This window comes from Arthrobacter sp. KUASC02, from assembly GCF_059739395.1.
Genome location: NZ_AP046053.1, coordinates 2,995,754 through 3,008,379, shown reverse-complemented (window position 1 = coordinate 3,008,379; position 12,626 = coordinate 2,995,754). Strand labels below are relative to the sequence as shown.

The 12,626-nt window shown below is 64.2% G+C and carries 13 protein-coding genes; 10 read left to right on the top strand and 3 right to left on the bottom strand.

The genetic code is table 11. The features are described from left to right. Positions 1-168 precede the first annotated feature (168 nt). The 5 genes from AC6JAC_RS13965 (at position 169) to AC6JAC_RS13945 (ending at position 6,643) form a co-directional block, all read left to right on the top strand. Complete coding sequence (locus AC6JAC_RS13965; protein ID WP_028271743.1) at positions 169-867, top strand: DivIVA domain-containing protein; 699 nt, start codon at positions 169-171, stop codon at positions 865-867. 133 nt (positions 868-1,000) lie between these two features. After that, entirely contained in the window at positions 1,001-1,567 is a 567-nt protein-coding gene (gene lspA / locus AC6JAC_RS13960) for a signal peptidase II (protein WP_028271744.1), read from the top strand. After that, the gene (locus AC6JAC_RS13955; RefSeq protein WP_028271745.1) at positions 1,560-2,486 is read left to right on the top strand and encodes an RluA family pseudouridine synthase; all 927 of its coding nucleotides are present in this window, start codon (positions 1,560-1,562) and stop codon (positions 2,484-2,486) included. Before lspA ends, AC6JAC_RS13955 begins: the two co-directional genes overlap by 8 nt. Before the next feature lie 36 nt (positions 2,487-2,522). Further along, positions 2,523-6,080 carry a DNA polymerase III subunit alpha gene (gene dnaE / locus AC6JAC_RS13950; protein WP_497965099.1) on the top strand — a complete coding sequence of 1,186 codons (3,558 nt, stop codon included), beginning with the start codon at positions 2,523-2,525 and terminating at the stop codon, positions 6,078-6,080. A 32-nt stretch (positions 6,081-6,112) separates the two neighbouring features. After that, complete coding sequence (locus AC6JAC_RS13945) at positions 6,113-6,643, top strand: SDR family NAD(P)-dependent oxidoreductase (RefSeq protein ID WP_497965097.1); 531 nt, start codon at positions 6,113-6,115, stop codon at positions 6,641-6,643. A gap of 4 nt (positions 6,644-6,647) precedes the next feature. Here the strand turns inward: AC6JAC_RS13945 and AC6JAC_RS13940 are convergent, their stop codons facing one another. After that, positions 6,648-7,106: a flavin reductase family protein gene (locus AC6JAC_RS13940; RefSeq protein WP_442853349.1), complete on the bottom strand. Its 459-nt coding sequence runs from the start codon at positions 7,104-7,106 to the stop codon at positions 6,648-6,650. Positions 7,107-7,284: 178 nt separating this feature from the next. Here AC6JAC_RS13940 and AC6JAC_RS13935 point away from each other — a divergent pair, with 178 nt between their 5' ends. The 3 genes from AC6JAC_RS13935 (at position 7,285) to nrdR (ending at position 9,835) form a co-directional block, all read left to right on the top strand. Next, on the top strand, positions 7,285-7,857 hold the full coding sequence (locus AC6JAC_RS13935) for a hypothetical protein (protein ID WP_028271748.1): 573 nt from the start codon (positions 7,285-7,287) through the stop codon (positions 7,855-7,857). Beyond that, positions 7,854-9,230, top strand: a complete 1,377-nt coding sequence (gene hisD / locus AC6JAC_RS13930; RefSeq protein WP_497965095.1) for a histidinol dehydrogenase — start codon at positions 7,854-7,856, stop codon at positions 9,228-9,230. The genes AC6JAC_RS13935 and hisD overlap by 4 nt, the downstream gene beginning before the upstream one ends. Before the next feature lie 107 nt (positions 9,231-9,337). Then, entirely contained in the window at positions 9,338-9,835 is a 498-nt protein-coding gene (gene nrdR, locus AC6JAC_RS13925; protein WP_028271750.1) for a transcriptional regulator NrdR, read from the top strand. Between the two features lie 101 nt (positions 9,836-9,936). Here nrdR and ppgK read toward each other — a convergent pair whose 3' ends face one another. Together ppgK and map are read right to left on the bottom strand one after the other, a co-directional pair. Next, positions 9,937-10,740 (bottom strand): polyphosphate--glucose phosphotransferase, encoded by an 804-nt coding sequence (ppgK, locus tag AC6JAC_RS13920; RefSeq protein WP_028271751.1) that lies wholly within the window; start codon positions 10,738-10,740, stop codon positions 9,937-9,939. Between the two features lie 77 nt (positions 10,741-10,817). Next, positions 10,818-11,696 (bottom strand): type I methionyl aminopeptidase, encoded by an 879-nt coding sequence (gene map / locus AC6JAC_RS13915; protein ID WP_497965092.1) that lies wholly within the window; start codon positions 11,694-11,696, stop codon positions 10,818-10,820. A gap of 125 nt (positions 11,697-11,821) precedes the next feature. Between map and AC6JAC_RS13910 the strand changes: the two genes are divergently transcribed. Together AC6JAC_RS13910 and AC6JAC_RS13905 are read left to right on the top strand one after the other, a co-directional pair. Then, positions 11,822-11,986 (top strand): SPOR domain-containing protein, encoded by a 165-nt coding sequence (locus AC6JAC_RS13910; protein WP_156037148.1) that lies wholly within the window; start codon positions 11,822-11,824, stop codon positions 11,984-11,986. Between the two features lie 63 nt (positions 11,987-12,049). Beyond that, a complete protein-coding gene (locus tag AC6JAC_RS13905; protein WP_028271753.1) occupies positions 12,050-12,625 on the top strand; it encodes a YceI family protein in 576 nt (191 codons plus the stop codon). Position 12,626 lies beyond the last annotated feature (1 nt).

Sequence of the window (12,626 nt, the reverse complement as noted above, 5' to 3'; positions counted from 1 at the left end):
TTACAGCTTGCGGCGCAGTAGCAGGACGGGAAACCGCCATCCACGGCATCGCGTAGAATCTCCGGTTTGACACCTCAGTGTTGAATTAGAGGAACCAGACCATATTTAGGTACCGTAGTTTTGACGGCCGGAAGGCCTACTGACTAACTAGACCAACGAGGTGACCAGATGGCTTTGACGCCAGAAGACGTTGTCAACAAGCGCTTTCAGCCGACCAAGTTCCGCGAAGGCTACGACCAGGACGAAGTTGACGACTTCCTGGACGAAATCGTCGTCGAACTGCGCCGCCTGAACCAAGAGAACGACGAGCTTCGCAAGAAGCTTGCCGAGAGCGGCTCAGGCACGCCCGCCAGCTCCGCAGTAGCGGCGCCGGTGGTGGAGAAGGTCCCCGCCCCGGTCAAGGCCGAAAAGGACGAAGCCAGGGCCAAGGCGGAAGCCGAAGCCAAGGCCGCCGCCGAAGCCAAGAAGAAGGCTCCCGAGCCGGCAGCGGCCCTTGCCCCGGTTGCCGCTCCGGCCCCTTCCGCGGTCAACCCGACCGCGGAGTCCGCCGCAGGCCTCCTGGCCATGGCGCAGCAGATGCACGACAAGCACGTCGCCGACGGTCAGCAGCAGAAGGACAAGATCATCGCCGAAGCGCAGATCGAAGCCAGCAGCCTGGTCAACGACGCGCAGGAGAAGTCCCGCAAGATCCTCGGCGCCCTGGAACAGCAGCGGTCCGTCCTGGAGCGCAAGGTGGAACAGCTGCGCGGCTTCGAGCGCGACTACCGCTCACGCCTGAAGGCATACATCGAAGGTCAGCTCCGCGACCTGGATGCCCGCGGTTCCGTGGCTGCGCCGGAGGTTGGCGACGGCAGCCCCGCCGTTTAGCAAGTATTCTGAAAGCCGGTGGCTGAGGACTCCTCGGCCGCCGGCTTTTGCCATTAACCGCTACCGGCGCTGCCAGCAGCGGGCACCAGCAGTTTCCCTCCAGTCCCGGGACTGGCTCCTGAATGAAAGCTTTATGACTGACGAAACAGCACCTGCCGCAGCGCAGCCAGCAACGACGCAAGCCCGGCCGCGAAAGGCGGTCCTGCTGACGCTCTTCGCCGGCTTCGCTGTTTTCGCCTACGTCTTCGACCAGCTCACCAAGCTGTGGGTCACCTCCACGATGGTGGAGGGGGAGCGCATCCCGGTGCTGCCCCCGCTGCTGCACTGGTACTACATCAGGAACTCCGGGGCAGCGTTTTCCATCGGCGAGAATGTCACCTGGGTTTTCACGATCATCATGGCCGGCGTCTCCGTTGCCATTCTTTTCCAGCTTCGGAAACTTGGTTCCGCCTGGTGGTCCCTGGCGCTGGGCCTGCTACTTGGCGGTGCCCTGGGCAACCTCACGGACCGGCTGTTCCGGGAGCCGTCCTTCGCCATGGGCCACGTGGTGGACTTCATCCAGCTGCCCAATTTTGCGATCTTCAATATCGCCGATTCCGCTGTTGTCTCGGCCGTCGTGATCATCTGCCTGCTGACGCTTCGCGGTATTTCGCTGGACGGTTCACGGGTCCAGAAGCCGGCGGAGGGCACCGATGCCTGAGAAACTCACCGTTCCCGAAGAGCTGGCCGGCACCCGCGTCGATGCGGGCCTCGCCAAGCTGATGGGCATATCCCGGTCCCAGGCGGCCACCCTGATCGCCGAGGGCAACGTCAGCTCCGCAGGCAAAGCAGTGGGCAAGTCCCTGAAGCTGGCCTCCGGCACCGTGCTGGAAGTCGTTGTCCCGGAACGGCGGGACCCCCTGGAAGTCGTGGAGGAAGTTGTGGAAGGCCTGAAGGTACTGCTGGACGATGAGGACTTCGTCGTCATCGACAAGCCGGTGGGTGTGGCCGCCCACCCGTCCCCGGGCTGGGTGGGACCCACGGTGGTGGGGGGACTGGCCGGTCTCGGTTACCGGATTTCGACGTCGGGAGCACCCGAGCGGGCGGGCATCGTGCACCGCCTCGACGTCGGCACGTCAGGTGCCATGGTGGTGGCCAAGTCCGAACGCGCCTATACGGCGCTCAAACGCGCCTTCAAGGAGCGCACAGTGGACAAGGTGTACCACGCAGTGGTCCAGGGACTGCCGGATCCCCTGGCGGGCACGATCGATGCACCCATCGGCCGCCACCCCGGCCATGACTGGCGCTTTGCCGTCATCGAGGACGGCCGGGAATCCGTGACCCACTACGAGGTCCTGGAGGCCTTCGGTAAGGCGTCGCTCGTGGAAGTGCACCTGGAAACCGGCCGCACCCACCAGATCCGCGTCCACTTTTCGGCCCTGCGCCACCCCTGCGCCGGTGACCTGACCTACGGAGCCGATCCGCGGCTTGCCGCAACCCTGGGACTGACCCGGCAGTGGCTCCACGCCCGGCAGCTCGGGTTCGACAGCCCCAGGACCGGAGAGCGCGTGACAGTCACCAGTGAGTACCCGCAGGATCTTGCGTATGCACTGGAAGTTCTGGCCTCCGGGGACGCCTGAGCCGGAACTGTCCCTGCCCGGCACTAGAATGGTCCGGTGACTTCCAGCAATGACTCGTTTGTCCATCTCCACAACCACACCGAGTACTCGATGCTGGACGGCGCCGCCCGGCTCGGTGAGCTCTTCGATGAAACCGAGCGTCTGGGCATGCCCGCGCTGGCCACCACCGACCACGGCTACCTCTTCGGCGCCTTCGATTTCTGGAAGCGGGCCACGGACAAGGGCATCAGGCCGATCATCGGCGTCGAAGCCTATGTGACTCCCGGGACCGCCCGCGGGGACAAGAGCCGCGTCCGCTGGGGCGAGGAAAGCCAGCGCAAGGACGACGTCTCGGGCGGTGGCTCCTACACGCACATGACGCTGCTGAGCTACAACAACGTGGGCATGCGGAACCTGTTCCGGGCCTCGTCGATCGCCTCACTGGATTCGGTCTTCGGCAAATGGCCCCGACTGGACCGCGAGCTGCTGAACACCTACTCCGAAGGGCTCATCGCCACCACCGGCTGCCCGTCGGGTGAGGTCCAGACCCGCCTGCGGCTCGGCCAGTACCGCGAAGCGCTGGAGGCTGCTGCAGAGTTCCGCGACATCTTCGGCGCGGAGAACTACTTCTGTGAGCTCATGGACCACGGCCTGGATATCGAGCGTCGCGTCACGGGCGACCTTCTGCGCCTGGCCAAGGAGCTGAACCTGCCGCTGGTGGCCACCAACGACCTGCACTACACGCACGAGCACGATGCGAAGGCGCATGAGGCCCTGCTGGCCATCCAGTCCGGATCCACCCTGCTGGAGCCGACCTACGACAACGGCGGTTCCCGCTTTGCCTTCTCCGGCAGCGGCTACTACCTGAAGTCACCGCAGGAAATGCGCGAACTGTTCCGCGACCACCCCGATGCGTGCGACAACACGCTGCTGATCGCCGAGCGCTGTGAAGTCTCGTTCAACACTGGGGCCAACTACATGCCCCGGTTCCCTTGCCCGGAGGGGGAGGACGAGACGTCCTGGCTGGTCAAGGAAGTGGATAAGGGACTCCAGTACCGCTATCCGAAGGGCATCCCGGACAAGGTCCGCAAGCAGGCCGACTATGAGCTGGAAGTCATCACCTCCATGGGCTTCCCGGGCTACTTCCTCGTGGTGGCAGACTTCATCAACTGGGCCAAGAACAACGGCATCCGCGTGGGTCCCGGGCGTGGCTCGGGTGCAGGTTCCATGGTGGCCTACGCCATGCGCATCACCGACCTGGATCCGCTGCACCACGGCCTGATCTTCGAGCGCTTCCTGAACCCGGACCGCGTTTCCATGCCTGACTTCGACGTCGACTTCGATGACCGGCGCCGCTCCGAAGTGATCGACTACGTCACGCGCAAGTACGGCGACGAACGCGTGGCCATGATCGTCACCTACGGCACCATCAAGACCAAGCAGGCCCTGAAGGACTCCTCGCGCGTGCTGGGCTACCCCTTCAGCATGGGCGAGACGCTGACCAAGGCGCTGCCGCCGGCCGTGATGGCCAAGGACATTCCGCTGGCCGACATTCAGAACAAGGAAGCAAAGCGCTACGGCGAAGCCGGTGACTTCCGCCAGCTGATCAGCACCGACCCGGAGGCCGCCAAGGTCTTCGAAACGGCGCTGGGCATCGAAGGCCTGAAACGGCAGTGGGGCGTGCACGCCGCCGGCGTCATCATGTCCTCGGACCCCATCATCGACGTGATTCCGATCATGCGCCGCTTCCAGGACGGCCAGGTCATTACGCAGTTCGACTATCCGACGTCCGAAGGCCTCGGCCTGATCAAGATGGACTTCCTCGGCCTGCGGAACCTGACGATCATTTCGGACGCCCTGGAAAACATCAAGATGAACCGCGGCATCGATCTGGACCTCGAAACCCTGGAACTCGACGACACCGCGTCCTACGAGCTGCTGGCCCGGGGAGACACCCTGGGCGTGTTCCAGCTCGACGGCGGCCCCATGCGTTCGCTGCTCAAGCTGATGAAGCCCGACAACTTCGAAGACATCTCCGCGGTGCTGGCCCTGTACCGGCCCGGTCCCATGGGCGCCAACGCCCACACCGACTACGCGCTGCGCAAGAACAAGATCCAGGAAGTCATCCCGATCCACCCCGAGCTGGAAGAGCCGCTCTCCGAAATCCTCGGCGGCACCTACGGGCTGATCGTGTACCAGGAGCAGGTTATGGCCGTGGCGCAGAAGCTCGCCGGCTACACCCTGGGCCAGGCCGACATCCTGCGCCGCGCCATGGGCAAGAAGAAGAAGTCCGAGCTGGACAAGCAGTTCGCCGGCTTCTCCCAGGGCATGCAGGACAACGGCTATTCCATGGCCGCGGTCAAGACCCTCTGGGACATCCTGCTCCCGTTCTCCGACTACGCCTTCAACAAGGCGCACTCGGCCGCCTACGGTGTGATCTCTTATTGGACCGCGTACCTGAAGGCGCACTATGGGCCGGAATACATGGCTGCGCTGCTGACCTCGGTGGGCGACGACAAGGACAAATCGGCGATCTACCTGAACGAATGCCGGCGCATGGGCATTACGGTGCTGCCGCCCGACGTCAACGAGTCAGCCCTGAACTTCACCCCTGTGGGCAACGACATCCGCTTCGGCATGGGAGCGATCCGCAACGTCGGCGTGAACGCCGTCGAAGCCATGGTGGCGGCGCGGGAAAAGGAAGGCGCGTACACGTCCTTCAAGGACTACCTCATGAAGGTCCCGGCGGTGGTGTGCAATAAACGCACCATTGAATCGCTGATCAAGGCGGGGGCGTTCGACTCCCTGAACCACCACAGGCGCGCGCTTGCCATGATCCATGAAGAAGCCATCGACTCAGTCATCACCCTCAAGCGCAACGAAGCGATCGGGCAGTTCGACCTTTTCGCCGGTTTCGACGAGGCCGAATCCGAAGCGTCCCTGAGCATCGAAATCCCGGACCTTCCCGAGTGGGAGAAAAAGGACAAGCTCTCCTTCGAACGCGACATGCTGGGCCTCTATGTCTCGGACCACCCGCTGCAAGGCCTCGAAGGGCTGCTGAGCCAGCACGCCGACCAGTCCATCACCTCGGTCATCGCCGAGGACGGCCCGCACGACGGCGCCATCATCACCATTGCGGGCATGATCACCTCCCTGAGCCGGCGGATCGCGAAAGCCAGCGGCAACGCCTATGCCCGCGCGGAAATCGAGGACCTGGGTGGCTCAATCGAGGTCATGTTCTTCGGCCAGGTGTACGGTCCCATCGCGTCCGTGCTGGCCGAAGACCTGGTCGTGGTGGTCAAGGGCCGGCTGCAGCGCCGCGACGACGGCGCAGTCGCCCTGAACTGCATGGAGCTGTCCGTCCCGGACCTCAGCGAGGGCCTGAACGGGCCGCTGGTGATCACCATGCAGACGCACAAGGCCACAGAGGCTGTGGTGACGGAGCTTGGCGACGTACTGCGGACCCACCGCGGCAATTCGGAAGTCAGGCTGCACCTGCAAGGCGACACAAGGGTGGAAGTGATGGCGCTTCCGGTGCACCTGAGGGTCAACCCGAGTCCATCACTGTTCGGCGACCTCAAGGTGCTCCTCGGGCCCACCTGCCTGGACAGCTAGTTGCCCGGGCAGCCAAAGCGCCTGGACATCCGGTGACCCCGGCCCCGGCACAGGGTTCTCGCCGGGGCCAGCATCGACGTCGTCGTCAACAACGCCGCAGTGGGCAGCAACCAGAGGACACTGGCGGCAGTAGACCCGATTCCCTCGCGCACCTCCTCGACAATAACGTCGCGGGCGCCGTCAGGGTGACCCGGGCGTCGCTGGCCGGGCTGCTCCGCCCGGGCGCAGGCGGCCGCCGGCCCGTCGTGGTCAACGTGTCATCCCGGCTGGGATCGGCAGCGCTGCAGGCGAACGGTGAATTCGCCGGCTTCGGGACGAGCTACGGCTACCGGCTCAGCAAGGCCGCGCTCAACATGCTCACGCTGAGCCTGCATGAGGAGTTCGGCGCGGACTTGGACGTATGGTCCGTGCATCCGGGAGCACTGGCCACCGGGATGGGACGAAGCGGAGCCTCTAAGGAGCCTGCGACGGCGGCCAGCGAGCTGCTGCGGGAGCTTTCCGAACCGGGTGGTACCAGTCCGCGGTTCTTCGAACTCGGATCGTCCGCGCCGCTGCCCTGGTAGGGCGCTAGATTTCGTAGTCGAGCGGGACGGGCTGGCTGTAGGCACCGGAGTGGTACAGCAGGGGAGAGCCGTCCTCGCCCACCTGTCCTTCCACGACTTCCACCACAACCACCGCGTTGTTCTCGAAGGAGAGACGCATCTGGATCTTGCCGATCAGCCATCCAGCGACGTCTTTGAGGACGGGCACATCGTGCGGTCCGAGTTCCCAATGGTCTCCCTCAAACCGGTTCTTGGTCCGTGCGAAGCGGTCCGCCAGTTCCTGGTTCTCCAGGCCAAGCATGTGCACACCGATGTGCGTGGTGTTGGCGATGGCCGGCCACGAACTGGAGCTGCGGGCCATGTTGAAGGTAAAGCGCGGCGGCTGAGCGGACAGCGAGGCCACTGACGTGGCCGTGAATCCGTACGGGACGCCGTTGTAGTTCACTGTGATAATTGCCACGCCGGCCGCATGCCGGCGGAACATCTCCTTGAACGTGCCTTCGAAGGCTGCGTTATCTGAGGTCACTGTGATCTAACTCCCTGCTGAAACTAATCCGGTTTGTCCTGCATGCCAGCGTATGGGTGCCCCGGTGCCGTCCGTGACTTGGTTACCTGCCGCGTCATTTGTTGAACGGCGGTGAACGTTTGTTAATGTTTGTTTCATGAAACAGCCATCAGGCACCGGCCCGGCTCCGCAAAATCCGAGCCATCCCGGGGACGCCGGACTCCCTCCCGCCTATGGTGAACTTTACCGCGGTGACGGGGGTTCGTGGCGCGTGCCGGCAGTCATTGCCGCTGCCGGGATCCCCGTCGGACTTGCGTGGTGGCTGCTGGCGCCCGGCGGCCTGAACCTGCTCTCCGGCGACCCCTCGTTGGCCACCGGAACGAATGCGGAAGGCTGGCTTCCCCGGGACCTTGTGCTGGCTGGCCTGTTCCTGTTGGCAGGCTGCGTCACCGGCTTCCTCCTCGACGGAAAACGAACCGGAGCCCCTGCGCCACGGACCGTACTGCTCGCCGTGATCGGCGGTGCGCTTGGCGCCGTCATCGCCTGGCAGGCAGGGGTGCTGGCGGGGCAGTGGTGGGGCCCGGCTGAAGATACCGCCCCGAACGCCAGCATTGCCTTCTCACTCCGGTCCTTCGCCGTCCTGGCCATCTGGCCGGCAGCGGTGGCCATTTCCGTCTTTGTGGCCAACCTGCTCAGCCTCCTGGGCAAACCACGTAAAATGGGCGGGTGACTATTTCTCCGGACAGCCCCGCCCAGATCACCGCGCCGGCCGTCAGCTACCGCACCATTGACCTGCGCGGCCAGAGGCTCTCCCTGGCCGAACTCCGGGCGGCTGTTCCCCGGGCCCGGCACCAGACCATGGCGGACGCCGAACAGAAGGTCACCGACATCATCACGGCGGTCCGTTCCCGGGGCTTCGCCGCGCTGAGCGAGTACGCACAGGCGTTCGACGGCGTCGAGCAGGCACACCCGCGGGTGCCGGGCGCTGCGTTGCAGGAGGCGCTGGAGAAACTGGACCCCGCAGTGCGGGCAGCCCTGGAAGAATCCATCAGCCGCGCACGGAAGTTCGCTGACCGCCAGCGGCCGGCAAACGTCGACGTCGAACTCGGTGAAGGCGCGGTCGTGAGCCAGAACTGGGTGCCGGTTGGCCGCGTCGGGCTGTACGTTCCCGGCGGACTGGCTGTTTATCCTTCGTCGGTCATCATGAACGTCGTCCCCGCACTGGCGGCAGGGGTGGAATCCATCGCCCTGGCCTCGCCTCCCCAGAAAGACTTCGGCGGACTCCCGCACCCCACCATCCTGGCCGCCGCGGCGCTGCTGGGCATCGACGAGGTGTACGCCATCGGCGGTGCCCAGGCCATCGCGGCCTTTGCATACGGTGTCCCTGCCGAAGACCCGGCGGCAGCCCTGGATCCGGTGGACGTTGTCACCGGGCCGGGCAACATTTTTGTGGCAACGGCCAAACGGCTGGTCAAAGGCGTTGTGGGCATCGATTCCGAGGCGGGCACCACGGAGATCGCCATCCTTGCCGATGGCAGCGCCCGCCCGTCGCTGGTGGCGGCCGACCTCATCAGCCAGGCCGAACACGATCCGAAGGCGGCGTCGGTCCTCATCACGGATTCCGAAGAGCTCGCTGCGGCCGTCCGGGCCGAGCTTGACGTGCAGGCTGCTCTGACAAAACACTCTGAGCGGGTGCGGGAAGCCCTGTCCGGGCCGCAGTCCGGCGTGGTGCTGGTGGACGACCTGGACCAGGGAATCGCGGCCTGCAATGCCTACGCCGCGGAACACCTGGAGATCATGACGGCGGACGCCCCGTCTGTCGCTGCGCGCATCCGCAACGCGGGGGCAATCTTCGTGGGGGATTACAGTCCGGTCAGCCTGGGGGATTACTGCGCAGGGTCAAACCACGTGCTGCCGACGAGCGGCACGGCAGCCTTCTCTTCCGGCCTCAACGTCACCACGTTCCTTCGTGCCATCCAGGTGGTCAACTACAGCAAGCCGGCCCTGGAAAGGGTCAGCGGGCACATCGTCAGCCTCGCAGGGGCAGAGGACCTGCCGGCCCACGGCGAGGCCGTGACGGCGCGGTTCACCGGCGATGCCTAACCACTACATGTAGTAATTACAGGCTTGTGATTCGGCTACATGTAGTCGTAAACTGATGTGGAAGAATATTCCGGCCAAAATGTTTTCCGGCCAGGGAAGGAAGCAACGTGTATTGCCCGTTTTGCCGCAACCCTGATTCCCGCGTGGTGGACAGCCGGATGGCCGATGACGGCTCCGCGATCCGCCGCCGTCGTCAGTGTCCTGAATGCGGCCGCCGCTTCACGACAGTGGAAACCACCAGCCTCACGGTGATCAAGCGCTCCGGCGTCGGCGAACCTTTCAGCCGCAGCAAAGTGATCAACGGGGTGCGGAAAGCATGCCAGGGCAGGCCCGTGACCGAAGACGACCTTGCCATGCTGGCGCAGGAGGTCGAGGAAACGATCCGCGCGTCCGGCGCTGCGGAAATCGACGCCCATGAAGTGGGCCTCGCCATCCTTAGCCCGCTGCAGAAGCTGGACGAAGTCGCCTATCTCCGCTTCGCGAGCGTGTACCAGGCGTTCGAGTCCCTTGAGGATTTTGAGACCGCCATTGCCATCCTTCGCCATGAAGCGGAAGTCGAAGCCAAGGCGGCCAAGGGCAAGAGCTCCGAGAAGAGCCCCCTCTAGACTCCGGTGGTGGCAGCGGAGGGGAAGCCGAAGCCACCACCGGCACCACGTGCTGTACCAGGGACCTGCCGGCGCCGCTGTTGCGGAGCCGGCAGGTCCGCCTATTTGGCCAGTTTGTGCGTCAGCGCAACCTCGATCGCGGCGCCCACGATGCCAGCGTCGTTCTTGAGCTCGGCCGGGACGATCTTTGTGCGCAGCTTCATGTGCGGCAGGTATTCGTCGGCGCGCTTGGAGATTCCACCACCGACGATGAACAGCTCAGGGGAGAAGAGGAACTCAACGTGCGAGAAATAGCGCTGGAGTAGCACGCTGTACTCGGTCCAGCTGAGGCCGTCGCGTTCGCGGGCCACGGCGGAAGCCTTGCTCTCGGCGTCGTAGCCGTCGATTTCCAAGTGCCCTAGTTCGGCGTTCGGGACCAGCTTGCCGTTGAAGATGAAGGCCGAACCAATGCCGGTCCCCAGCGTGATCACGAGGACCGTGCCGGAGACGCCCTCACCGGCGCCGTAGCGGGCTTCGGCGAGCCCGGCGGCGTCGGCGTCGTTAATGACCTCCACGGGGCGCCCCAGGCGTTTGGTCAGCAGGGCGTCAATATCCGTGTTGAGCCAGGACTTGTCGACGTTGGCTGCGGAATGGACCACACCATGCTGGATGATGCCGGGGAACGTCACGCCGATGGGCGAATCGGGAGCCGGCGCATCCGGCCGTGCGTCGAGCTCGGCGACCACCGCGGCCACCGTTTCGGCGACCGACTCGGGCGTCGCCGGCTGCGGGGTGGGAACGCGGAAGCGGTCGCCTACGAGTTTGCCCTTCTTGAGGTCGACAATGCCGCCCTTGATTCCGGTGCCGCCGATATCAATACCGATCAGCGGTGCGTTCTTGGTTGACTTGTCGTCCTTCTTGGCCAATGTGATTCCGTTCGTGGCTGTGGGCGGGAAAGGGTTAACTGGGCAAATGTGCCTGCCGGCGGCGCCGGGCGGGGCAATCAGGGCAGGGTGAGGACTTCTGCGCCTGATTCGGTGACGAGCAGGGTGTGCTCGAACTGGGCGGTGCGCTTGCGGTCGCGCGTCACCACGGTCCAGTCGTCGGCCCACATGTCCCACTCCACCGTACCGAGCGTCAGCATCGGTTCAATAGTAAAGACCATGCCGGCTTCCATGACCGTGTTGTAGGCGGGGGCGGCATCGTAGTGCGGAATGATCAGGCCGGTGTGGAATGCTTCGCCGACACCGTGGCCGGTGAAATCCCGGACAACGCCGTAGCCGAAGCGCTTGGCGTAGGACTGGATGGCGCGGCCGATGACGTTGATTTCACGTCCGGGGGCCACCGCCTTGATGGCACGGTTGAGGGATTCCCTGGTCCGTTCCACCAGGAGCCGGGACTCTTCATCCACGTCGCCTACAAGGAACGTGAAATTGGTGTCGCCGTGGACCCCTCCGATGAAGGCGGTGATGTCGATGTTCAGGATGTCGCCGTCCTGGACCACCGTGCTGTCCGGTATTCCGTGGCAGATCACCTCGTTCAGCGACGAGCACAACGACTTGGGGAAGCCCCGGTAGCCAAGAGTCGACGGATAAGCATGGTGGTCGACCAGGAACTCATGGCCGATCCTGTCCAGCTGGTCGGTCGTTACGCCGGGTTCGATGTGCTTGCCGACCTCGACGATTGCCTGGGCCGCGATCCGGCTGGCGATCCTGATCTTCTCGACGGTCTCGGCAGACTTCACCTCCGAGCCCGTGAACTTCTCCGGACCCGGTTTGCCCACATACTCAGGGCGGGGGATAGACGCCGGGACGGGCAGCTGCGGGCTGATGGTTCCGGGGACCAGTGTGCCGGTGGGTGCAGTCGAGGCAAGAGAAGGCATAGATTGATCATATAAGCAGGCGTAGAAGCCCATGTAACGGAAAGCCGGATCGGAACACGATGTAGCCCTACGTTACGTGGATCACTTTCGGCGGGCGTGGAGCCTGCATAATGCGAGGAGCAACGATGACCGAGTACTGGTACAACGTCAAAACCCACGAGGTGGAGGAAGACGCCATGTCCGATTGGACGCAGCTGATCGGGCCCTACAAAACGCGCGAGGAAGCAGAGCACGCGCTCGAGAAGGTCAAGACGCGCAATGAAGCATGGGAAAAGGGCGACGAGGACTGACCGTCTGCGAGAGTTAGTACACTTCCGAGTACCGGACCGGCCGGTACCGCAACGAGGAGAGTCATGGCCGAAATCAAGCCAGAATACACAGGAGAGTGGCGGTTCGACCCGACGCATACGCGCATCGGCTTCTCCACCCGCCATGCAATGGTCACCAAGGTCCGCGGAGCTTTCAACGATCTCGAAGGCTCGATCACCGTCGACGCGCAGAACGTTGACCGCTCAAAGGTGGCGCTGACTCTTAAGGTAGCGAGTATTGACACCCGCAACGCCGACCGCGACCAGCACCTGCGGACCAACGATTTCTTTGACGCTCCCCGGTTCCCCGAGATCACGTTCCTGAGCAACCGCGTGGATCAGGTTGACGAGGGCCACTTCATTGTCAGCGGAGACGTCACCATCCGGGGCGTCACCAAGGAGATTTCGATCCCGATCGACTTCATCGGCGTCGAGCGGGACCCGATGGGCAACCTTCGGGCCGGCTTCGAAGGTTCCCGTCGCATCGACCGCCAGGATTTCGGGCTCAAATGGAACACGGCCCTGGACTCCGGCGGCGTGCTCGTGTCGGACAAGATCACCCTCGAGTTTGAAGTGTCCGCCATTAAAGTCGGTGACGGCGCCACACCGGCCGCCGAATAGG